Source organism: Pseudomonas sp. FSL W5-0203 (assembly GCF_001896155.1).
Classification (GTDB): Bacteria; Pseudomonadota; Gammaproteobacteria; order Pseudomonadales; family Pseudomonadaceae; genus Aquipseudomonas; species Aquipseudomonas paracarnis.
The window spans coordinates 14,508-38,939 of the sequence record NZ_MPOR01000038.1 but is presented as its reverse complement, the minus strand read 5'-3'; the positions used below and the strand labels follow the sequence as shown (position 1 = coordinate 38,939).

General features: G+C 61.5%; 18 protein-coding genes and 1 pseudogene. 4 read left to right on the top strand and 15 right to left on the bottom strand.

What is annotated here, in order from left to right; genetic code table 11:
- The 12 genes and pseudogenes from pgaB to BOP96_RS24150 form a co-directional block, all read right to left on the bottom strand.
- Nucleotides 1–1,998, bottom strand: a complete 1,998-nt coding sequence (pgaB, locus tag BOP96_RS24205; RefSeq protein WP_014716390.1) for a poly-beta-1,6-N-acetyl-D-glucosamine N-deacetylase PgaB — start codon at nucleotides 1,996–1,998, stop codon at nucleotides 1–3.
- 12 nt (nucleotides 1,999–2,010) lie between these two features.
- Nucleotides 2,011–4,491 carry a poly-beta-1,6 N-acetyl-D-glucosamine export porin PgaA gene (gene pgaA / locus BOP96_RS24200; protein WP_073454217.1) on the bottom strand — a complete coding sequence of 827 codons (2,481 nt, stop codon included), beginning with the start codon at nucleotides 4,489–4,491 and terminating at the stop codon, nucleotides 2,011–2,013.
- A 337-nt stretch (nucleotides 4,492–4,828) separates the two neighbouring features.
- Nucleotides 4,829–6,325 carry a YdgA family protein gene (locus BOP96_RS24195; protein ID WP_020302878.1) on the bottom strand — a complete coding sequence of 499 codons (1,497 nt, stop codon included), beginning with the start codon at nucleotides 6,323–6,325 and terminating at the stop codon, nucleotides 4,829–4,831.
- A gap of 147 nt (nucleotides 6,326–6,472) precedes the next feature.
- Entirely contained in the window at nucleotides 6,473–7,105 is a 633-nt protein-coding gene (locus BOP96_RS24190; RefSeq protein WP_019819550.1) for a hypothetical protein, read from the bottom strand.
- Between the two features lie 81 nt (nucleotides 7,106–7,186).
- Complete coding sequence (locus BOP96_RS24185) at nucleotides 7,187–8,629, bottom strand: efflux transporter outer membrane subunit (RefSeq protein WP_014716387.1); 1,443 nt, start codon at nucleotides 8,627–8,629, stop codon at nucleotides 7,187–7,189.
- Nucleotides 8,626–9,516 carry an efflux RND transporter periplasmic adaptor subunit gene (locus BOP96_RS24180; RefSeq protein ID WP_014716386.1) on the bottom strand — a complete coding sequence of 297 codons (891 nt, stop codon included), beginning with the start codon at nucleotides 9,514–9,516 and terminating at the stop codon, nucleotides 8,626–8,628. The genes BOP96_RS24185 and BOP96_RS24180 overlap by 4 nt, the downstream gene beginning before the upstream one ends.
- Entirely contained in the window at nucleotides 9,513–9,722 is a 210-nt protein-coding gene (locus tag BOP96_RS24175) for a DUF1656 domain-containing protein (RefSeq protein WP_003187469.1), read from the bottom strand. Before BOP96_RS24175 ends, BOP96_RS24180 begins: the two co-directional genes overlap by 4 nt.
- Nucleotides 9,719–11,797 (bottom strand): FUSC family protein, encoded by a 2,079-nt coding sequence (locus BOP96_RS24170; RefSeq protein WP_014716385.1) that lies wholly within the window; start codon nucleotides 11,795–11,797, stop codon nucleotides 9,719–9,721. The genes BOP96_RS24175 and BOP96_RS24170 overlap by 4 nt, the downstream gene beginning before the upstream one ends.
- Nucleotides 11,794–12,213, bottom strand: a complete 420-nt coding sequence (locus BOP96_RS24165; RefSeq protein ID WP_003187465.1) for a MarR family winged helix-turn-helix transcriptional regulator — start codon at nucleotides 12,211–12,213, stop codon at nucleotides 11,794–11,796. Before BOP96_RS24165 ends, BOP96_RS24170 begins: the two co-directional genes overlap by 4 nt.
- Nucleotides 12,214–12,651: 438 nt before the next feature.
- Nucleotides 12,652–13,587 (bottom strand): annotated as a pseudogene (locus tag BOP96_RS24160) (Fic family protein); the annotation flags it as partial.
- Between the two features lie 156 nt (nucleotides 13,588–13,743).
- Entirely contained in the window at nucleotides 13,744–13,989 is a 246-nt protein-coding gene (locus BOP96_RS24155; RefSeq protein ID WP_014716383.1) for a DUF2789 domain-containing protein, read from the bottom strand.
- Nucleotides 13,990–14,021: 32 nt separating this feature from the next.
- Nucleotides 14,022–15,602: a glycosyltransferase family 39 protein gene (locus tag BOP96_RS24150; protein ID WP_073454224.1), complete on the bottom strand. Its 1,581-nt coding sequence runs from the start codon at nucleotides 15,600–15,602 to the stop codon at nucleotides 14,022–14,024.
- A 181-nt stretch (nucleotides 15,603–15,783) separates the two neighbouring features.
- Here BOP96_RS24150 and BOP96_RS24145 point away from each other — a divergent pair, with 181 nt between their 5' ends.
- From BOP96_RS24145 to BOP96_RS24130, 4 genes are all read left to right on the top strand, one after another.
- Nucleotides 15,784–17,946: an outer membrane assembly lipoprotein YfiO gene (locus BOP96_RS24145; RefSeq protein WP_072435742.1), complete on the top strand. Its 2,163-nt coding sequence runs from the start codon at nucleotides 15,784–15,786 to the stop codon at nucleotides 17,944–17,946.
- A complete protein-coding gene (locus BOP96_RS24140; protein ID WP_014716380.1) occupies nucleotides 17,943–18,647 on the top strand; it encodes a DUF3142 domain-containing protein in 705 nt (234 codons plus the stop codon). Before BOP96_RS24145 ends, BOP96_RS24140 begins: the two co-directional genes overlap by 4 nt.
- Before the next feature lie 105 nt (nucleotides 18,648–18,752).
- The gene (locus BOP96_RS24135; RefSeq protein WP_014716379.1) at nucleotides 18,753–19,112 is read left to right on the top strand and encodes a helix-turn-helix domain-containing protein; all 360 of its coding nucleotides are present in this window, start codon (nucleotides 18,753–18,755) and stop codon (nucleotides 19,110–19,112) included.
- Nucleotides 19,090–20,310, top strand: coding sequence for a type II toxin-antitoxin system HipA family toxin (locus BOP96_RS24130; RefSeq protein ID WP_073454213.1), 1,221 nt, complete (start codon nucleotides 19,090–19,092; stop codon nucleotides 20,308–20,310). The genes BOP96_RS24135 and BOP96_RS24130 overlap by 23 nt, the downstream gene beginning before the upstream one ends.
- Before the next feature lie 62 nt (nucleotides 20,311–20,372).
- Here the strand turns inward: BOP96_RS24130 and BOP96_RS24125 are convergent, their stop codons facing one another.
- The 3 genes from BOP96_RS24125 to BOP96_RS24115 form a co-directional block, all read right to left on the bottom strand.
- A complete protein-coding gene (locus BOP96_RS24125; protein WP_038448397.1) occupies nucleotides 20,373–22,826 on the bottom strand; it encodes a TonB-dependent siderophore receptor in 2,454 nt (817 codons plus the stop codon).
- Between the two features lie 92 nt (nucleotides 22,827–22,918).
- Entirely contained in the window at nucleotides 22,919–23,869 is a 951-nt protein-coding gene (locus BOP96_RS24120) for a FecR domain-containing protein (RefSeq protein ID WP_014716376.1), read from the bottom strand.
- Nucleotides 23,866–24,375: a sigma-70 family RNA polymerase sigma factor gene (locus BOP96_RS24115; RefSeq protein WP_019819531.1), complete on the bottom strand. Its 510-nt coding sequence runs from the start codon at nucleotides 24,373–24,375 to the stop codon at nucleotides 23,866–23,868. Before BOP96_RS24115 ends, BOP96_RS24120 begins: the two co-directional genes overlap by 4 nt.
- Nucleotides 24,376–24,432: the final 57 nt, after the last annotated feature.

Below are 24,432 nucleotides of genomic sequence, written 5' to 3'. Positions count from 1 at the left end.
TCAAGGGTTCCATTGGTTGGAGAGGGCCGGACGGATGGTCTTCAAGTCCGGGGAGTTTTCCAGGAAGTTGTCCGGGTAGTAGCCGAAACTGGTGACGCCCTGGCGTTTGAGTACACCCATCCACTCTGCCAATTGCTCAGCGCTGATATCCGGTGCGGCTTGGGTGCGCCAGTCTTTGGCTTGCAATTCGAAGATGGTTTTTTGCATCGCGCCGGGGCGCGTCTTGACCGTGGCGATGAGTTTTTCCAGCCAGGCGTTGGAGGTTTTCACTTCCTGGCCTTCCATCAACGGCATGGCCATCGGCGCGGTCCAGTCGTAGGCCTGGAGGAAATCATCGAGGTTCTGCGCGAACCAGGTTTCGCTGCCAGGGTTGAGCATCGGCTCGGCGAAGATATTGCGCGCCGTCAGCACCTGCGGGCCACGGATGGCGCGGACCTTGGCGGTGAGTTCATGGGTGAAGTCGATCAGGTAACGGCTTTTGAAACGGGTCCAGCGCTGCATCACGGCAGGGTCGGCACGCAGGGCCGCGATGCTGTCCGGCAAACCTTGGGCCGCGTAGGCCTTGAGCGCTGCGGGGCTGGCGTCTTCGAAGTCGTTGAACACCGCATCATCGTGGTAGAGGATGCCGTCAATCGGCCCTACACGCGCCAGGTCTTGGTAGATCTCACCGATGACCTGCCGCACCTTGGGATCAAATGGCGACAGGCGTTTGTATTGATCCGGGTCGGGGCCGACCTGGCCGGTTTTCGGGTCCCAGCGGGTGACACGCGGCAGCTTGGGGTCGAGGGCAAAACTCAGCACCGGCATCCACGCGTACACACTGGCATGGGCGCGGGTGTGCAATTGCCAGGCAACCCGGTTGAACAGGTCAGCACGCATCGGCAGATGGCGGTTGGGGAAGTACAGCGAATGCACCAGGCCGTCGCCCTTGGGGTCGGCAAAGGCTTGCAGGAAGACGGTGCCGGCGCCCATGTCCACCACGCGCTGAACCAGCACGTCGAGGTTGCGCGCCTGTTGGGCCGGGTCGGGGTCGTACACGTTGTCCAGGTCTACGTGCAGCACGCGCATCGGCGCTTTGGTCTGCACGGCCACCATGCTGTTGGCAAAGTGTTCACCGTCCGGGTCGGAGGCCACCAGAAAGCGCGGGCTGTTCATCAGGTTGCCGAGGTCGTCGAGCCCGTCTTCCAGGGTCAGCGCCATCTCGTAGCCGTGCTCGCCGACTACCGCCAACGAGGTGCCATCGGCCGCCCCATACGGCCACACCCACACACGCGGCGCCTTGCCGGTGACGGTACGGATTTTGTTCGAAATCGCGGCGACGTCAGCCCGCATACGCGCCTGGAACTGCGCTTCGCTTTCGTAGCCGTTGGTCTTGGGATCAAAACTTCGCGTGGTGGCGGCCGGTTCCAGGTTGCCCTGGGGGTTGGCCAGGATGCCCTTGTGATTGGCGTCGGTGTGAGCGGCGATTTCCACCAGGCCAGACTGGGACACTTCACGAATCTGCTGCCACGTCAGGAATTCCCCGCGTGGCCGTGGTGTACCGGCAAAATCCACCGGTTGGTTCAACGGCGTGTCGATCCAGGAGCCCACCGGGGCCAACAGAGCCGGCCAGTGATAAGCACGCAGAATCGGCATCACGCGGGTGTAGAAGCTGGAATAACCGTCATCGAAGCTGAGCATCACCGCCTTGGGTGGCAATGCCGGGCCGCCGCGCCGGGCCGCCAGGATCTGATCGACGCTGACCGCCTGGTAGCCATTCTCCCGCAGCCACGCCAGCTGCTCGATCAAACGCTCGGTGCGCACCGCCACCACGGCTTGATCGGGGTCGCGATCCTCTACGTCGTGATAGGCAATGCCCAGGAAGTGGTTCTTCGGCCACGGCGCTTCGTTGGGCGCTATCGGCCGTTCGGCGGGTGGAGTGTAGGGCGCGGGTTGTTGGGCGCAGGCGGCGGCCAGCATTACACCCAGGACCAACAAGCAACGGCTGAGGACGGTCATGGTCAGGCTCTTTTAGAAACGGTAAGTGAGGTCGACGAGCAGGCGCAGATCGCGTTCGCGATCACCGTCATAAGGTCGGCTGATCAGGCTGAGGTTGGCGCCCATTTCCAGTACGTCGTTCCAGCGATAGCGTTGGCCGTAGCCAATCAGGCCGATACCGCCGGTGGAGTAGTCACGCTGGCTGTAGGTACCCGCGCCGATTTGGAACTGCTGACTCCACTGGGTTTCGTAGCGGTGATAGAGCACGTGATTGACGTTGATCATGGGCAACACCGTGAAGTCCGACTTCGGGTTGAAGTACACGGTGTCTTCCTTGCTGTTGCGGCTGGCGCCCACTTCCAGGCCCAGGTCCACTTGCACATGGGGCGAGCTGTATAGGCCTTCGCGGCCGGTGAGCAAGGCTTCGAAGCGATCGTTGCCGTCGCTGAAATGGGACGGGCTGAGGGTCAGTTTCCACTCGCGGCTTTCGTTGGCGCGCCAGCGGATAAAACCGCTGCCGCCGTTGGCTGTGACGCCGTCATTCAGGGCCCGCAACGGCGTGGTGCTGAGCAAATAGCCGAGGCTGCCGCCGTATTGCCAGTGGTCGTTGATGTCGCGGGCAATCGACACGCTGGCGCCTTGCTTGGAACCGTCGCCATAGGAATGGTTGGACACTTCGGCTTCGATGGTCATGTCACGGGTGCGACGCTCCACGCCCACGCGCTGCCAGCGATGTTGGCCAGTGCCTTCCTGGAAGTCGGCGGTGGCATAGCCGGCACCAGCGAACAGGCGCCAGTCTTCGTCGATGGGCGGCGTGTAGATCACGCTTTCAATGCCCCAGTCTCGGCTGCCGGAGACGGCACCGGCGTCGTTGTTATTGCCGCCACCGTAGCTTTTGCCGGTGTAGGCTTCGACACGCAGCTCGGCCATGTCGTGCACATCGCGCAGGCGGCTCAGGCGCTGCACCTGACGGTTGTCCGGGTTGCGGGCGAGCACGTCGTCGGTGAGCGCGTCCATCTGCCGCCATTCTTGCAAGTCCATGGCGGTATAGGCTTGGGAGACTTCCAGGCCGATGTCGCGGGGGGCCTGGGTTTCGGTTTCCTTGAGCGTGCCTTCGGCGCGGCGCGGCCAGTCGCGGGCGCGGTACATGTCGGCCTGGGCCAGGCGCAGACCCACGTTGCCCGGTGCCTTGGCCACCAGGGCTTCCAGGCTGGCCTCGCTACCGGGCAGGTCACCGCCATAGGTACCGGCCTGGGCGGATAATTGTTGGGCGTCCATCCAGTTGTCATTGGGGTTACCAATGGGCAAGCCCTTGAGCTCAACGCGGGGGTTTTGCTCCTTGGCCAGGTTGTTGGCGACCTGGCGGGCCTCTTCGACCTTGTCGCTTTCCAACAAGGCGTAGAACAGCGCCGTGCTGTCATCGACCCGATAGCTGGCGTCGGTGTCAGGGGCGGTGAGTACCTGGCGGTACAACGGCTCGGCCTTTTCCGGCTGGCGCTGTTCCAGGTAAGAGCCAGCGACCCAACGCAACGCGTAGGTGGGCAGTTGCACGCCTTCGCTGGTGAGGGTTTGGTAATCGCGGATCACCTCGGCATGCCGTGCTCGCGCCTTGAGCGCACCCAGGCGGTCGATACGCCAGCGGATGACATCGTCCTTGGCTGTGGCGTCGGGAGCCCAGCGGCTGATCAGTTTGTCGTAGTCCTGCAGGGCACGGTCTGCGATGACGTAGCGTTCTTTTTCTGTACGCGTGGCGAACTCGGCCATGCGCACACGCTCGGCGGCAAGGTCGCCTTCGAGGCGGCGCTGGGTGACGGCGTCCACCAACCCCGGGCGCTTGGCCGAGAGGCGCAGTGCCGGCTCCGGCAGCCGCGCCTTTTGCAGGGCAACGATGTATTCACGGGCCACTTCGGGCTTGTCACCGGCGCGGATAAAGGCTTGGTCGAATTCGAATAGCGCGTCGTAGTTCAAACCGGCACGTGTCAGCGCATACCCCAGGGCCATGCGGCGGTTGGGGTCATTGGGTTGGGCCGCCACCAGCGTGCGCAGGCGTTGCACCGCCTCGTTGGCTTTGCCGCCATCGGCCTGGGTGAGGGCCTGGCCCAGTTGCAGGTCGACGTTATGGGGCTCACGCAGCAACGCCTGGCGATAGACCGCTTCGGCCTGAGCCCACTGCTTTTGATTGCGATAAGTGCGCGCCACCGTGGCGAGTGCCTGGGTGGTGAGGTTGCGATGCTTGCCTTGCGCCTCGTACACCTTGAGCACTTCGGCGTCTTGCCCGGCCCAGCTGGCGATCACCAGGTGGTCGCTGACCTGGCCTGGGGTCTGGCGTTCGGCGGAGAGTTGGCGCAGTTGGGTCAGCGCCGGCGTGAAGTGGCCGTTGCGGGCCTGGATGATCAGGGCGTCGTAGGCTGGGTCGGCAAACGCAAGGCCTGGAACCAGCAACTGGCTGCACAGGGCGGCCCCGATAAGCAGACGCAACCGGCCGGAGGCACTGTAGGGGTGGTTTCGCAGCATATCGTGAGCTTCCTTACACACGGAAAGCCTTAACGATAGGTGATCCTGAGCGAAACGCATCAGGGTGTCGGCGTCTCGGGACCCGACCTAGCTTTCCTGTAGGAACTATCTCTTAGCGAAGTAGGGGGAAGTGCAATTCAGAACAATTGTTCAGAATTGTGCGAGCGCGATTTTTTGCCCTCACACAAAACGAATGTGGGAGCCGGGTTTGTGTGGGAGCCGGGCTTGCCCGCGATGCAGGCACCGCGGTCGTTCAGCCAGACCGGGGCGATGCTATCGCAGGCAAGCCAGCTCCCATACAAGCCAGCTCCCACATTTTTTACTGCATTTTCAGCGCTTACTGGGCGCCGCTGACCGCACCGGCCTTGGACATCACAAAGCTGAGGAACTGCTCAACGGTCATTTTCTGGCCGTTGAAAGTCACTTCGTTATTGGCGTAGTGCAGCTTGGAAACCACATCGGTGCCCACCAGGGTTGCCATTTGGGTGCCGACGGCCATGCCGCTGACCATCTCGGCCGCCATCTGCGATTGCTGCTCGATGGCTTTGGGGTCAGTCACGCCGCCGACCTGGGCTTGCAGGGCGGCCACGTCGCTGATCATCGGCTTGGACAGGGTCAGGTTGGCATCGAGCAGCGCAATCATCTGCTTGCCCAGCTCAACCGGCGGCAGCTCCATAGACGTTGGCTTGGCCAGGTCGACCACCAGGTTGAACTTGCTTTCGCCGTGGGTGGTTTTCAGCGACAGGTTTTCCACCGCCAGTTGCGGCTTGGCAGCCAATACCTGGTTGACGTTGGCTTCGGCCAGGGCCTGCTCGGCTTCGGTCAATTGCAGTTCCGGTACCGGTTGGCCGGCAGCGGCAGCGGCTTGCACCGGTTGCATTTTGTCCTGGTAGAGCTTGGTCAGCACCAGCATCGCCGGGATGTCGACGTTCTTCATGCTCACAGCCATGGCCGCCGAGCCGACCGGCTTGCCCTGGTAACCGATCTCGTCGATTTTGTAGTCGACGCGACCGGCCAGGTTGTTGTCCTTGGCTTGGGTGGAATCTTTCTGCTCGAAGCCCTTGAGGGTCAGCACGGCTTTCTGCGGGCCGAAGGTGACCTTGGTGTCGGTCAGTTCCACGGTGTTCTGGCCGGTGTAGAAGCCAAAGGTGGACTTTTCCAGGTTGCTGGCGACGGTCAGGCCAGCCAGTTCCGCTTCGAACGGTGCGCCATTGGCATCGATCGCCGCGACCTTGAGGCTGTTCATGAACCCATCAGCCTTGACCTTCTGGCCTTCGGCGCTGCTGTCGAATTCCAGGTTGGCGCCGGAGAAGCTCACCGAGGAGGTGTCATCCTTGAATTCCAGCGGCAGCAACTCGATGTTGCCGCTGACCGAACGGCTGTAGCCGATATTCGCCACGCCTTTGAGCGGCGACACGTCTTTGCTGGCGGCGAACCATTTTTCGGTGGTGGGGTTCTTTTCCAGTTCGTAGTGACTGGTGGCCATGACCGGCAACCACTTGAGGGTCACCAGGCGCGAGAACGGCAGCGGGCCGTGTTCGATATGGTCGACGAACAGCAATTCGGGGTTCGGGTTGTCTTCGCCGAACACGCTGCCTTGGCCCTTGAGGCGATAGTGCGCGGTGCTGCTGAACACGCCACGGTCCAGGGACACCAGCTCCAGGGTCACGCTACCATCGACGCCGGCCATGGAGGTCTGCAGTTCTTTATTGGCGCTCTGGATAGCGGTTTGCAGGACCGGCTCCAGTTGTTTACCGGTGTACCAGGCACCGCCCGCACTGACGGCGCCGACGGCGACAACAAAACCCAAGAAAACAACGGCTGGCTTATTCATGAAGTGACCTGATCAAATCCTGTGAGAAGTGGGCTGTCTTCCTTGAACCCCTGAGGGGATTGGCTCAAGCCCGCCGAAAACGGGGGAAGATTAGCACTGGCGGGCGTAAACGGCCCAGCCTTTCAGAGGGATCAGTTCAGCAGGAGTTCAGGAGTACTCTTGTTCGACTTCATCCAGTTGGTGATCAAAACTCTTCAAGCGCGCGGTCCAGGTGTACACCAACACCTCGAACTCGCGGTGTATCACGGCGTTGCCGGGGGTGTCGGCCTTGGGGTCGCAAAAATCCAGCTGGTAGCGCTCGCGGGCCATTTGCGTGGCCACGTCGGACAATTCCCGCGCGTTATCCAGCCAATGCCTACCGTCGGCAACCTGTCGGTCCAGCAGCACGCATTGTTTTTTCAGGACTTCGAGGCTTTTTTCCAGCGGCGTGCCGGTGAGGTCGCCCATGACTTCCTGGAACGTGCGCCCCGGCTGCCAGTAACTGCCCCAGAAATAGCGGTCGAACACGGTTTCGACGCGGCGCAGGGCGACCTTGGTGTCCCAGATCGCCACGCGGGTCTTGCCCTGCTCGAGGAGTTTTTTCTTCACCCGCTGGTTTTGATACGACGCCCAGGCCACCACGCCGATGGACAAAGTGCCGATCACCAGGCAGGCGCTGTCGAGGAACACCATCGCCTTGTCGAGTTGATGGGCGAGCATGACGCCGTAAAAATACGCGGCCGATAACAAAACCAGTGCGAAGAGCACGCACCAGAAAGCGGGAGCATAAGGGTTTTTCATTCTTGGAATCCCCATGAGCAAACGCGAGCTTTGTCGGGTGAGGCGCCAGCGGGCCTCACCCAAGAAAGCATAGCAATCACCTCACGGTTTGCCGGGTTTTTGCCCTTGCGTTCGTCCGCTTTCCCAACCGCCGCCCAGGGCCAGGAACAGGTCGATCTGGCTCATGGCAACCTGGGTGTTGGCCGCCGCCAATTGCGCACGCATATCGGTGTAGGTGCGCGTGGCTTGCAGGTCGGCCAGGAAGGATTCGCGGCCGGCCTGGAAGAAGCGGTGGGTCTGGCCCGCCGCTTCTCGGGCCGACTGTTCGGCGTCGGCCAGGGCGTCGCGGCGTTGCAACACGGCGGTGTATTGGGCCAGGCCGGTCTGGGTTTCGCGGATGGCGTTGAGCACCACGCCGTCGAAGTGGGCCAGGGCTCCCTGGGTCGCGGCTTCGGCTTCATGCACGCGGGCGCGGGCGCCGTTGGTCGGTACAGTCCAGCTGATCATTGGGCCAAAGCCCCAGCGATTAGTGGCAGGCGTGCCGAGGTTTTCCAGCAGGCCCACGGTGCCTACCGTGGCGCCGATGCTGATGTCCGGGTACAACGCGCCGGTCGCCACGCCGATGCGTGCGGTGGCGGCGGCCAGCTGGCGTTCGGCCTGGCGCACATCCGGGCGGCGCTTGAGCAGCGTGGCGCCATCGCCTACCGGCAGCAGTTGAGCGATATGCGGCAGCTCAGCGCAGGTGCCCGTGCCGGCTGGCAGTTGGTCGACCGGTTTGGCCAGCAACATCGACAGCCGAAACAGCGCGGCCTGACGCGAGGCTTCATAGCGCGGTATGTCGGCGCGCAGGGATTTGTATTGGGTTTGCGAGCGAGTCACCTGGGTTTCGTCGCCGCGCCCGGCATCCCGCAGGCGCTGGGTCAGTTTGGTGCTCTGGGCTTGCAGGTCGAGGGACTCGTTGGCAATCGCCAGCTCTTCGTTGGCCGCGCACACCTGGGTATAGGAGCGCACCACATCGGCCACCAGGGTGATGCGGGCGATATCCGCCGCAGCCTGGGTGGCGTCGGCGCTGGCCTGGGCGCTCTCGATGCCACGCTGCAAGGTGCCGAACAGGTCGAATTGATAGGACGTGGTAATCCCGACGCTACCGATATTGCCCACCGGGACTTTGTCCGGCAGCAAGAAGGCCTCTCCAGACTCCTGCAAACGCTGGGCCTCGGCCTTGACGCCGGCACTCCAGCCGCCAGCGGATTCGGCCTGCTGCACCTGATAACGCGAGCGCTGCAGATTGGCGGCGGCCACGCGCAGGTCGGTGTTGGAGGCCATGGCCTGGCGCACCAGTTCGTCCAGGCGCGGGTCTTTGTACAGCTTCCACCAATCCGCTGGCACTGGCGCCGAGACTACATTTTTGCCTTCGCCCATGATCGGCCCTTGGAGGTCGCCACGGTTGACCGCAGCCTGCTCCGGCAGTTTGTAATCCGGGCCTACTACTTGGCAGGCCGACAGCAACAACCCCAGGGAAGCGGTTGCCAGAAGCCGCTTCATGGTTTGCCCCCGTCTTTAACTTTGTCGTCAATGATCGACACCGTCGCCGTGCGCCCGGCGATCATGCGAAAGTCCGCCGGCACGTCATCGAAGGCAATGCGCACGGGGATCCGCTGGGCCAGGCGCACCCAACTGAACGCCGGGTTAACGTTGGGCAACAGATTGGAGCCGCTGCTGCGGTCGCGGTCTTCGATACCGGCGACGATACTCTGCACGTGGCCATGCAGGCGCGCGTTGTCGCCGATCACACGGATATCCACACCCATGCCTACGTGAATGCCGTCGAGCTTGGTCTCTTCGAAATAGCCGTCGATGTGGAAGGAATTGCTGTCCACCACCGATAGCACCGGGCGCCCGGCGGTGACGAACTCCTGGGTACGCGGTGCGCGGTCGTTGACGTAGCCGTCCACAGGGCTGCGGATCACCGAGCGGTCGAGGTTGAGTTGGGCGGAGTCCACTGTCACTTGGGCTTCGGCCAGGGCCGATTGGGCGCGGGCGACGCGGGACTGGCTCTCTTCCAGTTGCTCGCTGGGCACCAGGTTACCAAGGCCACGGTTACGCTTGTACTCGCGCTGGGCCTGGGCCAGGGTTTCCTGGCGGTCGGCCACGGCGGCCTGGGCTTGGCGCAGGGCCAGCTTGAAGCGGTCCTGGTCGACGGCGAAGAGCACCTGGCCCTTGGTCACCAACTGGTTGTCGCGCACGTCCACGCGCTGGATCAGCCCGGACACGTCCGGGGCGATCTGCACGATGTCGGCACGGATGTGGCCGTCACGGGTCCAGGGCGCAAACATGTAGTACATGACCATGCGCCACACAACGACGACCGCGAAACTCACGATCAACAACGTCAGGACGACACGGCCGATAGTCAAAAAAGGTTTTTTCATGTCATCAAATATCGACTGAGTGAGTCCACCGCGCCCAGCAACAGCGCGTAGAGCCCCACATTGAACAATGCCCGGTGCCAGACCAGGCGATAGAAGTGCATGCGCGTCAACAGCCCGTGCACCACCAGAAACAACACATAAGTAATGCCCATCAGCACCAGCAGCGTGGGCAGGAATACCCCGCTGATATCCAGGTCACCGATCATAAAGGCGCTCCATCAGGTAACGGCGCTTGCATCTCTGTACCGCCAATGAACTCCACACCGGGCAACAGCGCCAGGCGCAGGCCGGCCAAGGCGTGCAGCAGGTGCAGGCGGGTGTCGTCTTCGTCTTGCAGGCCCTGGCCGTTGAGGGCGCGACGCGTGCGGTCCAGGGTCATCAGCAGACCGCTGGGCGCGGGCAAGCGTTCACCCGCCTTCAGGCAGGCCTTGAAGTAACCGCCCACGCCTTCCACCACCTGGTTGAGCAACACCCGTGGCACACCGAGGATGCGCGGCGAGTAGGCCAGCAGATCGAGCAGGTTCAAAGCCACGCGCAAGTCGCGCAGGGCGATGCCAGTGTCCTGGCCGGTGAGCGCCAGGCGCGGCAGGTGTTGCATCAGGCGGTCGAGCATTTGTACCGCCATGTGCCGGTGCTCGGCCAGGGTGGCGGGCTCGGTGAGGCTGACGATGTCGCGCCAGCTGAAACGGGTGAGGCGCTTGGCCGCCAGTTCGGCGCCGAAGGGTCGGGCGATCAAGGTCCAAACGAACGCGAACAGCAGACCCACGGGCCCGGCCAGGTTGACGTTGGCGAAGTTGAGAAAGTCCGCGTCATAAGCGCCCTGGATGCTGATGAACGATGAGGTGTTCACCAGCGTCAGCAACATGCCCAGGTAAAACCGTGGCTGCACCGTGAGGGTACCGATGCAAATAAACGGCACGGCGAAGGCCAGCACCAGCATGGGGAAATCATGCAGGTTGGGCAGCACCAGAAACAGATACAGGCTGGCGAACAGCACCGACATGGCGGTCCAGAAAAAGAACCGATAGATCTGCGGTGCAGGGTCGTCCATCGAGGCGAAAAAGCTGCACGCCACAGCGGCAAGGATCACGGCGCTGCCGCCGTCGGTCCAGCCCAACAGAATCCACAATACCGAGGCGACGATGATTGCGGTGACGGTGGAAAACGCCGAGTAGAACATCAGCCCACGGTCGAGGAACGGCGTGAGCCGGCCCAGGCGCCAGTGCCGGTAAACGGCGCGCCAGGTGTCCTGACTTTCACATTGGATGGCGGCTTGCAGGCTGCGGCAGTCTTGCCACAAATCGACCCATTCGCCCAGGCGGTACAGGGCGTTGGAGAACAGCAAGGTGTGACGGTCATCCAACGCTTCGCCTTGGGGTTGGGCGGCGTCGATCTTGTCACGCAATACGCGCCAGCGTTCCAGGGGCGCTTGTTCGGTAGTGCTTTGCAGCCAGGCGTTGGCCGCTTCCAATAACGGCGTGAGCTGGTCGAGAAACTCCGGCGCACGGTGCTCGATGGCGTACACCGCATCATCCAGAGCGTCGATCACTGGCAGCAGGTGAATCATGCGCCCGCGCAGTTCCTTGGTGTTGCGTACTGTCTGCGGGCGCGCGCCTTCGTGGGGCAGTTGGCCGATCATCAATTCGAGGGTATTGAAAGTGGCGACCATGCCGCCGCGCAGGTTGCTGACTTCTTCGGGGTCGACCTTGCGGCTGAGAAAGCGCTGGCTGTAGACCTGGGCGTCGCTGAACCACTTGGCCACCGAGCCATCGAACACCGGCATCAGGCGCCGGGGCCAGAACATCGCGCCCACCACCGCCGCGACCGCAATGCCGAGGAAGATTTCTTCGGTACGCGCCTCCGCCACATCCCAGACCGCCAAAGGGTTATCCACCACCGGCAGGGCAATCAGCGGCAAGGTGTAGCCGGCCAGCATCAGGGCATAGTTATTCGCGGTGCGCAGGTGCATGGACAAGAACAGCAAGGTGCCCGTCCACAGCGCAATCACCACCACCAGAATGTAGGGTGACTGCACGAACATCGGCACAAACAGCACCGCCGCCGCCGCGCCCATCAGGGTGCCGATGGCGCGGTACAGGGCTTTGGAACTGGTTGGGCCGACAAACGGGCTGGAGACGATATACACCGTGGCCATCGCCCAGTACGGACGCGGCATTTGCATGAGCATGGCGATGTACAGCGCGATCATCGACGCGGCGAAGGTACGCACCCCGTAGAACCAATCGCGGGCAGGCGGGAAGCCGGTAAAAAATCCGTTCAAGACGACACAGCCTCAGCCGCTTCGAAGGCGCGCAGTACGCGCAGTGCGGCTTGCAGATCGTCAGGGGCGATATCTGCCAACACGTCTTTGCGCAGGCGCACCAGTTGCGCTTCCACCGCCTGCACCAACTCACGGCCACGCTCGGTAAGGCTCAGGGCCTTGGCGCGACGGTCGTGGATGTCTTCGGTGCGGCAGACGTAACCGTCACCGCACAGCCGGTCGAGCAGGCGCACCAGTGATGGGCTTTCCATACCGGAAGCCTGGGCTACTTTGACCTGGTGTACCCCGTCGCCCAAGCGGCCGATCATCAACAACGGCACGGCGCAGGCTTCGGAGATGCCATAGCTCACCAGCGTGGTCTGGCAGATTTTGCGCCAATTACGGGCGCCCACCACCATGCTGCTGCTGAGGCTCATCTGGAGTTGTTCGAGGGATTGAGGCACTGGATAGTTCGCACACAGTTAGTTTGCTAACTATCAATATGGTGGAGGAAGGGTTTGCCGTCAAGTTTTGAAACAATTTCGCAGATGAGTGGTGGGATGCGCGTTCGCCATGCGACAAACAAAATGTGGGAGCTGGCTTGCCTGCGAAAGCGGTGGTTCAGTTGAATATTCAGTGACTGACACGCCGCCTTCGCGGGCAAGCCCGCTCCCACATTAGGTCAGCGTCGGCTTCATGCTTGCTGCTCAGCCTGCCCGCCCAGACGACGTAGTCTTCCACGCGGAATTAGTCGCACCCACTCATCAATAGGCGATATCCCTTTGATAAGAAAAAACGTCTGCAGCATCTGATAGTCCGTTTCACCTAGAGAAATAAGACGTTTCCCATCTTTCACGAAGTGTCGGGATCACCTCTTACTCGCCCATCAACCTCAGGCTCTCCTCCTCAATAAACCCAAACACCTCATCCGCCACGCTGTATTGAAACTGCTTACGCCGATGCTTGGAAAGCTTCCCACCGTTATCCAGGCACATCATCACCAGCTTCGACAAATCACTGCCACGCACGTCGTAGCGTTGGTTCACTGCTTTGATCACTTGGTCATAACGGTCGAGGAATTCGGTTTCTTCGCGCAGTTCCACTTCCAGGGCTCGGCGGGCCATTTGCAGGGTGAATTCGACGCAGCGGGTCGCATCCCAGTAGCGATAGATCGAGGGGTGGCCGATGAAGTCGAACGCCATGTGGTCCGCATCCAGCCAGGTGACGTTCCAGAACTCACGGGTTGGCTGGGAAAAGGTTTTCAGCGCTTGCAGGTAGGCTTGTTCTTCATGCTTCATGGCGACAGAAACCGGTAGCAGCAAACCATTTTCCAGTGCGCCGTAGTGGCAAAGCGTCTGGTGAATCAGGAAGCGAGACAGGCGCCCATTACCGTCCATGAACGGGTGCAGGAAGACGAAACCGAAAGCGGTGACCGCGGCCGCAACCAAAGGATCGACGTCTCGTACGGGCTGGTTGGCGAAGGCCATCAGCTCTTCCATCAATTCCTGGCAAAGCGCGGGGGTTGGCGGTACGTAGCTCACACCGGCTGCGCCGCGCAGCCCGTTATGCAGATGGTTCTGTTCGTGGCGAAACGCGACGGCTTTGTCGAAGGGGTTGGAGACTGTGCTGTTTTGCAGCTCGACCAAGTAGTCTTCGGTGAGCAAACGGCCTTCGTGGGCCTGGCGCAGGAGTTGAACGAAGCGACGGGATTTTTCTTCGCTGGGTTGTTCTTTTTCGATGGCAAATGAATCGCGGGTTTCGTGCAGGTAAGCCCACTGGATGGCGCGGTCCATCATTTCGGGAGGGAGGGTGCGATAACCTTTAGATCGAGCGCCTCACACAGATGAGCGTATCCGACTGTTGGCAGGGCGAGCTTTTCCAGAAAAAATTCACTTAAGCGATTAAAGCCCAGTTTTTTTTACCGCTCACCATTTTTTTTACATACTCGCATTTCTTGGGATATTTTTTTACACCCCTCGCCCACCCCGCAACATCAAATTCAACTCATCCACCACCACCGCCCAATCCGCATCCTCCAGAATCTCTTCACGCAAAAATGTCTTCTGGGCGTCGCTCCAAAAAAACGCATCCGCCAGTTTCAACTCCGGCTTGAGCGGCGAATGAGAGGCGACAAATTGCTCAATACTGACCGGGTCGTCCGGCAGGCCAAGCTGTTTGAACAAAGCCGGCAAGCTGTGCAGTGGCGATTCCATGAAAGGCTCCTCATAGGTAGGTTCAAGTGAGTCTAGCGGCAGCCTTCAGGTTGCGGCGCCGGTGCGTTGCATAGCACGAACAACCGCGCCCTGGCGCCACCGCCGTCCTGGCGACTGAGTTCGCGCCAGCCGTTGGGCAGTGGCGCGAATTCATCTGGGGCTTCGTTGCTGCTGATCAACCATACCCGCCGCGTTTGAGCAGGCAGTGCTGAGAGGCGGTCCAGATAGATGCGGCCACCGTCCTGGTCCACCAGTGTGCCGAAACCATAGGCGTTCGGACGCGTCGCGGTGCCGTCGGGTTTGGGCGGTGTGAAGAGCTGCAGTTGCGCGTCGGTCTGGTCGTAATACACGTAGCTGAGGTACCACATCATGTCACTGAGGACGATGCGGTCGCCTTCCTGGTAGTCGCGATTGACGAACTCCACCGGCACGTTGAACTGGTCGTGCTCATCCACTTCGAAGTTGTTCTTTAGCCCCAACAGTTCTACGCCAACAAACAGTGCGAACAACGCCACGCCCAGCCAGGACAAACGGGGCGGCAAACGGTCGATGGCAAGCGCCAGGACTATCGGCAGGCCTAACGCATACACCGTGAGGTAGCGCTCGATAAACACGGGCGAGATAAAGGACACGCCATAGACCAGCAGCAGCGGCAGCAGGCAAAACAGTGCCGGCAGGCGCGCCGCGTGGTTGCGCCAGGCCGTCGATACAACCACCCCGGCGAGCAGCAGGGGGAACAGCCAGAACAGCGGCGGCCACAGGCCGAGACCGTCATCCTGCAACAGGAACTGCCAGATGATCGACGGCAGCGACAGTAGATTGACCGGCTCTTCCCAACCAATGTCGCCGCCGACTTTGAGCTGTTCGACGTGCTGCACCAAATCCAGCAGGTGGGGCAGCCAGGGCAGATACAACAACACTATCGCTACGTTGGCGACCCACCAGGCAGGTCGCGTGATCAGGCGTTGAGCTGGCGCCTGCAACCCCAGGTACGCCCAATGCACCAGCACGCACAGCGCGGTGAAGTAGTGGGTATAGAACCCGGCGCTCATTAACAGCACATACACAGCCAAATAACGCACGCGCTCGGGCTGCTTCACCCAGTACACCAGGGCCAGCGTGGCGCCCAGTAGCCACACGCCCAGCAGCGAATACATGCGCACTTCCTGGCTGTAGCGCACTGCGGTCGGCAGCAGCGCCAACAGGATCCCCGCCAGCACGGCCGCGCGGCGGGTGGACAGTTGCCGTGTCAGCCAGATGCCCAGGCCCACGACGGCCACGCCGGGGATTGCACTCAGGCTGCGAATTGAGCCGATGCTATCGCCGAATACTTCGATCCAACCGCGCAGCAGCAAGAAATACAGCGGCGGGTGCACATCATGGGCCGCGTGAAACCACAGGTCGGCCAGGGCGTATTCGCTCAGTAACAGGCTTGAGCCTTCGTCGCCCCAGATCGCCGCCGAGGTGAGGTGGTAAAACCGCAGGGCCAAGGCCAGCGCCAGGATCGGCACCCACCACAGACGGCTGAGCCAGCCGGCACCTTCCCAGGTCGAGCGATGCAAGGCAGGCAATGCCCCAACTGTTTCGTTTTGCTCTACCACAGACCGACGCACCTCAAATTCTCCCGGCATGACCCTGCTTGCCTATGCGCAAACACCGCCACTCTAGGCCAAAAGCCCTGGCCTCGCCGCTGGAATCGGACAAATCAGCAATTTGTGTAGGCCTTCACCGAAGCACTCGTCGGATCAGGCTATTATTGCCCCTTCTCCAAGGACTCAGGATCAAGGAAACGTTATGCGCATCGGTTTGCTGTCACCTCTGGCCCTGGCCCTGTTGGCCGGTTTTTCCCTACCGGCCCAGGCCAGCTCTGACGACTCGTGTTACCCCGATTGGCGGGTATCGCGTGACAGCTACGAGCCGTGCAGCAACCAGCCGTTTCTCAGCCCTGGCAACGACAGCCGGGTGAACCTGCGCCTGTTGCTGGCCGACAAAAAAGCCGCGCCCCTGGCCCCCAATGCCTTAGGCGAAGACGATTTGGCGCAAGGCTTTGGCCCGGTGCCGTTTCCGGTGTACCGCCTGGTGCCGGTTCCGGCCACGAATGAGGAGCCTGACAACAAGGCTGACGATTCACGCACAGCCGAACTCGACACGCTGCTCCAGCCCCTGGGCATCAAGCGCGAGGAGTACAAGACCGCAGGCCAGGCCTTCCTGAATGGCGAAGGCAGCCGTTGCCGCAGCAATGACGATGACAGCGCCACGGCGTTTATCAGCCAGGTGATCAAGGCCCAGATGCCGCCCGCCGAGCGCGATGTGTTGGTAAAAGCACGCCTGCAGCTGCTGACCACCTGTGACTGGAGCCGCCAGGTCGTGGACGCGCAGTTGACCCCCTCGGCCAACGCCCAGTTGTTTCGCACCTATTTGCAGGCCGCCGGCGACTTCTACAGCGGGCGTTTCGATTACGCCGAGCGCGGGTTCGCCGCCGCCGCCACCAGCGATGTGCCGTGGCTGAAGGAAACGGCGCTGTACATGACTGCGCGTACTTCACTGAATCAGGCCCAGGCCGAAGCCTTCGACGAATACGGCATGCCGCAACGCGAGCATGTGGATAAGTCGGCCTTGAGCGATGCCGAAGAAGGTTTTCTCAGTTACCTGAAACATTATCCACAGGGCGATTACGTTGCGTCGGCCCGTGGCCTGTTGCGCCGTGTGCACTGGCTGGCGAACGACGACGCCAGGCTTGCCGAAGACTTCACTTGGCAGTTCACCGAGGCCACTGAGGCCCAGCGCAATGTGAGCGTGGACGAACTGGTGGAAGAGGCCGACCTCAAGTTGCTGATGGTCGGCAATAAAGCGGCGAACAGCCCGATGCTGCAAGTGGTCAGCGACCTGATGGCGATGCGCGCCCACACCCCGCCGCTGTTGAGCCGTGAAGACCTGGATAAGCAAAAGAGCACCTTCGCCAGTGAGCCGGCGCTTTTTGACTTCCTGCAAGCCAGCTATGCCCTGTACGTCGAACACCAACCCGACGCGGCCTTGAAGCACCTGCCGGCGGATGTGCCGTCGAGCCTGGATTACTTCGCCTTCAGCCAACAGACCCTGCGCGCCCTGGCTCTGGAAGCCAAGCAGGACTGGAAGGCCGCCGAAGCCCTGTGGCTGCAACTGCTGCCGCTGGCCAAGCAACCGCTGCAACGTGACCAGCTCGAGCTGGCATTGGCCATGAACTACGAGCGCAGCGGCCAATTGGCCAAGGTGTTCGCCGCCGACTCACCGATCAGCGCCAAGCAAGTGCGCTACATCCTGCTGCGTAACGTCGCAGGCCCCGACCTGCTGCGCCAGCAGATCGCCAACGCAAGCGACCCGACCGAGCGTCAGAGCGCGCAATTCGTGCTCCTCTACAAAGACCTGCTGCGCGGCCAGTACGCCACCTTCGCCGATGACCTCAAGCAGGCCTCGCTCTCTGACGACAAACTCGGCACCAGCCTGGGCTACACCTATACCAGCGGCCAGACCTTGAAGCTGTTCCAATGGAACGGCGACAAGGCCGAATCCGGCTACGCCTGCCCAAGCATCGCGCAAATCGCGGCGACCTTGCAGAACGAGGCCAAAAACCCGCATGCGTTGAACTGCTTCGGTGAGTTCATCCTGCGCAACGGCCTGGACGGCATGCCGTTGGAACAACCCCGCGCCGCCGGCAGCCTGGGCAGTACCGCCTCGGACTTCAAGGGTGAAACCTTCTCGCGCCTGGACGGCTACAAACAGGTGATCGCCAACGCCAAGGCGCCGAAAACCGACAAGGCTTATGCGCTGTTCCGCGCCATCAACTGCTACGCGCCGGCCGGCTACAACAGCTGCGGCGGCGAAGACGTGGCGCCGGCGGTGCGCAAAGCCTGGTTCCGCCAACTCAAGAGCGGTTTTGCCGATACCCAGTGGGGCAAATCGCTGCAGTACTACTGGTGAAGCCGCTGTGGCTGGGCTTGCTGTTGCTGGCAAGCCCGGCTTTTGGTGCCGTGGACGCCCGCGCCTATGACGCCTTCTGGCTGTGGAGTGGCGTCGAGCCTCAGCCGGTGATCAAGCAGGCAAAAACCTTGTACATCCTGCAAGGCCAGATCAACTCCACTCGTCGCGCGCCCCAGCGCGGCGTGCAATTGATCGCCCAGGGCATGAGCGTGCCGCGTATTACTCAAGGCCACGTCTGGGTGGTGTACCGCGCCCACACCTTGCGCTGGCCGGAACGGGTCTACACCCAGGTGCTGGGCCAGGTGCAACGCTGGCGTGACGCCGGCAACCCGGTGATCGGCATCCAGATCGACTTCGACGCCCGCACCCAATATCTGCACGAATACGCCGATTTTCTGCGCGACCTGCGCCAGCGTCTGCCTGCCGACCTGCGGTTGAGCATCACCGGCCTGATGGACTGGAGCAGCAACGCCGACCCGGCCGCTATCGCCCAACTCAAGGGCGTGGTGGATGAAGTGGTGGTGCAGACGTATCAAGGGCGTCACAGCATCCCTGACTATGCCGCGTATTTGCCGCGGATGAATCGGCTGGGCGTGCCGTTCAAGATTGGCTTGATTCAGGGCGGGGAGTGGCAAGAGCCGGGGTATCTGGGGGCCGATGAGTGGTTTCGGGGGTATGTGGTGTTTTTGCAAAACCTTTGATTCTTCCAACCCTGCAAAAAGCCGGCCTCGAGCCGGTTTTTTGCAGGTGGCCTTAGAGGCTTGGATGATATAAGTTACCTTTGTTGCTTTAAAGGGTGATATATCATGCAAGAAACAGCGAAACCCTACCCGCACAAAGGGTACATCTCTGAGAGAAGCGCTGAGCTGATGAGAGGTATCGGGAACGGTATCGAAATAGCCCGCATTCGTCGCCGGTTGAAAATTTCCACCATATGCAGCCGCGCGGGCATTACGCGGCAGACGTATCAGCGGCTGAGGCAGGGCGAGGCCGGCGTATCCCTCGGCGTGCTGATGAATGTGCTTAGCGCGATGGACCTGGAAGAAGGTATGGCGAGCATTGCGTCACCAGAACTTGACCAGGTTGGGATTACCATGAGCCTTGCCCGTGAGCCTGAGCGCATTCGCACTGAAGGAGAACACGATGTCCTGGAAGCCGATTGGTAATGCCTTTGTTTTTTCAGCTCACTTAGTCGGTGACCCGGTCCCTGTTGGCGAAGTGGCCATGCATGGGAATGGATTCGTTTTTCGCTACGCCAACAGTTGGCTCGCGCGGCCCGACGCATTTGCGATTGACCCGCTGAGTTTGCCACTGACCCCTAACCAGTATTCCTCGACGCGCATGTTTGGTGTGCTCGACGACGCAACGCCCGACAATTGGGGCCGGCGTGTTCTGCTGGCGACCCACAAACAGCATCCACAAAACGAAGTTGAATGGCTGCTTGCATCGCGGGGAGCAGGAGTGGGTTGCCTGCTATTCAGTGCGTCAAGAAGCCAGCTGCCAACCCTGCACCCCCCCCCGCAATTCGAAGACCTTGAGAAAATCATGGTGGGCCTTGATCGAGTCGAGAAAGGTGACGTCGACCTGCCCGTGGAAATCGCACGGTTATTCGAGTTTGGGAGTTCCATGGGCGGCGCCAGGCCGAAGGTCACCGTGACTCATGAAGGTAAGGAATGGATTGCTAAACTCGGCCGTAGCGACGATGTGTTCGATCAGCCACGGGCGGAATTCGCCAGCCTTCAAATGGCGGATGCAGCAGGTCTACCCGCAGCCGGGCACAAGTTGGTAGAGGTCGCCGGCAAACCGGTCTTGATGGTCGAGCGTTTTGATCGACATGAAGGCGCTGGTCGCGAGCACTATGTCAGCTGCAACTCTTTGGTAAGCACGCAGAAGCCAAGAATGCGGGTTGATGCAGCTGACGGTGCCGTTTCCTATTCCAGGATCGCCGACGTGTTGAAGAAGGTCTGCGACGATGCCACCTTTGACATGCGCGAGCTTTACAAGCGTATGGCCTTCAACGTGCTCATCGGCAATAGCGACGACCACCTGAAACAAACCGGGCTGCTGCTGACCAGCGCCTCGGGCTATTCCCTTGCGCCAGTATTTGACGTGTTGCCCCACCCTACCCAACTAGGCTTGCAGGCGCTCATCATCGGCAATGAAGGCCGGGTATCGTCTGTCAGTAATTTGCTGAGTACGCCTGAACGCTTTGGGTTGGGGGCGGATGAAGCAAGGTCCATCGTCACGGATATGTATGCCGTCGTGCGAGAAGCCTCCGGCTTTTTCGAAGCGGCAGGCTGTAGCGGTGCCGAGGTACGCATGCTTTCCAATGTGTGTACACGATTTGCAGCGGACCTGGTGTAGGGCGGCAACAGAGCGCACCCTTGAAGGGTGCGCGCCGCAGCAAATATCACCTAAACGCTAAGTTACCAATCGTACGTCAGGCTCGACACCACCGTGCGTCCTTCCCCGTAGTAGCAATCCAAATCACTGGTGCACTGCGAGACGTAGGTCTTGTTGCTGAGGTTCTGCACGTTCATCGCCAGTTTCACGCCCTTGAGCTTGAGCGGCGAGGCGCCCAGGTCGTAGCTCAGGCTTGCATCGTAGACGCTGTAGGACGGCACATTAAAAGCGCCTTCGTAGTCGTCGCCCAGGCTTTGACGGGCATAACGCACGCCCAAGCCCGCGCCCAACCCTGCCAAGGGCGTGTCGCCGAGCACGGTGTAGTTGACCCACATCGAGGCGGTGAGTGGGGAGATGCCGGCCGGGTGGCGACCTTGGCGGCCATCGTTGTCCTTGGTGTATTTGACGTCATTGCGCGCAGCCGAGGCGACCACGTCCCAGGCATCGCTCAAGACGGCCTTGGCTTCCAGTTCAACACCTCGCGAGCGCAGGGCGCCGCTTTGGGTGCTGAAGGTGGTATCCACCGGGTTGGTGGTCAGCACGTTTTCCTGGTCCAGTTGGTACACAGAAGCCTGGATGAAGCTCTTCTGGCCCGGTGGCTGGAACTTCACGCCGACTTCGTACTGTTTGCCGGTGGAGGGTTCGAAGGGTTTTCGGTTCGCATCAGTGCCGGCCAGCGGCAGGAAGGATTCCGAATAGCTGACGAAGGGCGACAAGCCGTTATCGAACAGGTACACCAGGCCCGCACGGCCGGTGAACGCCTGGTCTTTGCTGGCAAAGCGGGTGTCCTGTATCGGCTCCTTGTTCACCACATTCGCCCAGTCATAGCGGCCACCGAGTACCAGTACCCATTTATCCAATTTGATCTGGTCCTGCAGATACAGGCCGGTCTGGGTGATGGTGCGATCCCAGCGGTACGGTTGGCCGAAGTTCAAGGGCTGGCCGTACACCGGTTTGAACAGGTCAATGATCGGCGGGTTGCGGTCGTACAGGCCATGGAACTGCGAGTTGGAATGGTAGTAGTCCAGGCCAACGATGAAGGTGTGGGACAGCGCCCCCGTGTCAAATTCGGCCTGGGCGATGCTGTCCACGCCGAACACTTTGTTGGTCTGCGACCAGTCCACGCCGAAGCGTTGCAGGTAACGCTGGTCTTGCACGCCGGTGTTTGGGTTGGCGACGAAACGGTAGCCGTGCAAGGGCGCGGTGTAGCGGTCGTCGACCTCGGCGTAACGGGCGTTTTGCTTAAGGGTCCAGATGTCGTTGAGGCGATGGGAAACTTCGTAACCCAGCACGTATTGCTCGCGGTTGTACTGGTTGACGCCCGGCTCGCCGATAAACACATCGCGCTTGATCTTGCCGTTGGGGTTGTCCCACAGCGTGCCGGACGCCGGCAGGCCTTGGGCTTCGGGCACGCCTTTATCTTTTTGGTACTGGGCGAACAGGGTCAGGCTGGTATCGTCGTTGGGGCGCCAGGTGAGGCTGGGGGCGATGAACTGGCGCTTGTTTTCGACGTAGTTGATTTCGTCTTGCGCGTCATTCGCCAGGCCGGTCAGGCGGTAGAGAAACTGCCCCTCCTCGTCCAACGGGCCGCTCAGGTCGATGGCCGCGCTTTTGTGTTCGTAGGTGCCGGCTTCCAGTACCACTTGGTGTCTCGGCGTTTCGCTGGGGCGCTTGCTGACCATATTGACGATACCGCCCGGCTGGTTCTGGCCGTAAAGCACGGACGCCGGGCCCTTGAGCACCTCGATGCGCTCCAGGGAATACGGCTCGATCTGCAACGCGCCACCTGTGCTGCCGCCGCCATAAGGCAGGTGCAGGCCGTCCAGGTACAGCGGCGTGGGCGAGAAGCCGCGTGACGTCGGCTCATCGAACAATTTGACTCGGTCGGCAAAACCTCCAGCGCTCATACCGGGGGTATAGAGCAACGCCTGGGTGACACTCTGGGCACCACGTGCCTTGATCTCGGCGGCGGTGATCACGTTGATGGTCTGGGGGATTTCCACCAGCGCCGAGTCAGTCTTGCTGCCCGAGGCGCTGCGCTTGGCGACAATACCGTCCACGGGACCCCAGGCGCTTTCCTGCGCCTGCCGGCCGCTGATCTGGGTCGCGCCCAACTGCAAGGCTCCGTCGCCGGAAAGGGCCTGCAACGACCAACCGCCCTGGGACTGCACAGCCGCCAAACCGCTGCCCGCCAGCAAGCGCTGCAACCCCGACCCTACGCCATAACGCCCTTTCAAGCCGGCGCTGCGCTTGCCGTCGGTGAGCGAAGCGTCAACCGACAGCAGGATGCCTGAGGCACTGGCGAAACGGTTCAACGCCTGGTCGAGGCTGCCCGCAGGGATGTCATAGCTGCGCAGCGCTTCGGTGCTTTCTTCGGCTTGAACCATGCTCGGCAGTACAGGAGCCGTTGCCAGCAGGCCGGCAAACAGGCCACGACGCAGCGCGCGGGCCAAAGGTTGGATTGGGTGGTGCGACATGGCAGGACTCCCCGTGAGAACGCTTCTTGATTGGCTTTCAAGAGGTATCCCGAACGGGCCGCAAAAACCGACAAGCCCTGTACAAAGTATTTTCAGATCCGCGCCTTGATCGTTACCCAATAACGGGTCACCGCCTGCACGTGCACGGGCAACGAACGCTCCAAGGCGGCCAGGATCGCGTCGGTGTCGTTCAGCGGGAACACGCCGGTCAACAGCAGGTTCGACACCGCCTGATCACAGCGCAACAGGCCCGGGCGGTAGCGACTCAGTTGCGCCACGAACTCACCCAACGGCTGACGTTCGGCAACCAGACGATGCTCGGTCCAACTGCTGGCATTGGCGCTCACTGCCGGCAACGCGGTGCTTTGACGCGCGTTGAACCACAGGCTGTCCCCTGCCTGCATATGCACCGGCGCACCCTGCAACGGCGTGACCCGCAGGCAACCTTCATACAAATCCACACGGCTGCCGTCGGGCAATTCACGTACCGCAAAGCGCGTGCCCAACGCCTGTACATCACCGGCAGGCGTTTCGACGATCAGCGGGCGCGAGGCATCGTGGCCGCTGGTCAGCAAGACCTCGCCTCGGATCAGCCGAATACGTCGTTCGGTAGCGCTGAAACGCAGGTCTACGGCGCTGTCACTGTTGAGGTCCAGTTGCGTGCCGTCGCTCAAGGTCATATGGCGAATTTCGCCCGTGGCGGTACGCAGCTCTGCAAAGGCCGCTCGCCAGGGTTCGCTGCGTTGCACCAGGTAGCCGCTGCCACCGGCCACCAACAGCAGGCCGAGCAGTTTGAGCGCGGCCCGACGTTGGGTATCCGGGGTGTCGCGCAATACTGCGCGAGCGCTGTCGGCAGGTACACCGCCCAGGGTGTGTTGCAGCTGCTGCAAGCGCTGCCAGGCGCGGCGGTGTTCCGGGTCAGCGGCCTGCCAGCGGGCAAACGCCTGGCGCTGCTCGCCCTTGAGCTCGCCGCCCCATTGCAGCATCAACCACTCGCTGGCTTGCTCGACAATCGCGGGGGCGATGGGCGCGTCGTGCTTCATTCTTCGTACACCACCTGGTAGCAGGCGACGATGGCGCGGGTCATGTACTTCTGCACCGAGCTGACGGTGACGCCCAGGCGTTCGGCGATTTGCGCATAGCTCAAGCCTTCGAACTGCGAAAGTAAAAACGCACGGCGTACATTGTCGGGCATGCGGTCGAGCATGGCGTCGATCTGCATCAGGGTTTCGAGGATCAGCGCGCGGGTTTCCAGGGAAGGCGACTCGGGCTCGGGCAGGTGCGCGATGCTTTCCAGGTACGCACGTTCGATGCGCAGGCGGCGCCATTGGTCGATCACCAGGTTGCGGGCGATCTGCGCCAAGTAGCTGCGGCTTTCCTTGTCACCCGGGAAACGCCCGGCCACCAGCAGGCGCAGGAAGGTGTCCTGCGCCACATCGGCGGCCTGCTCACGGTCGCCCAGGCGCTTGCGCAACCAGCCTTGCAGCCAGCCGTGATGGTCGCGGTACAGGATGTGAAGCTGTTGCTGGCCGTCAGTCGCGATGCCCATGAAAAGCTCAGAAGTGTTATTGAGAGCAATTATCATTACATCTTATTTGACGACTGA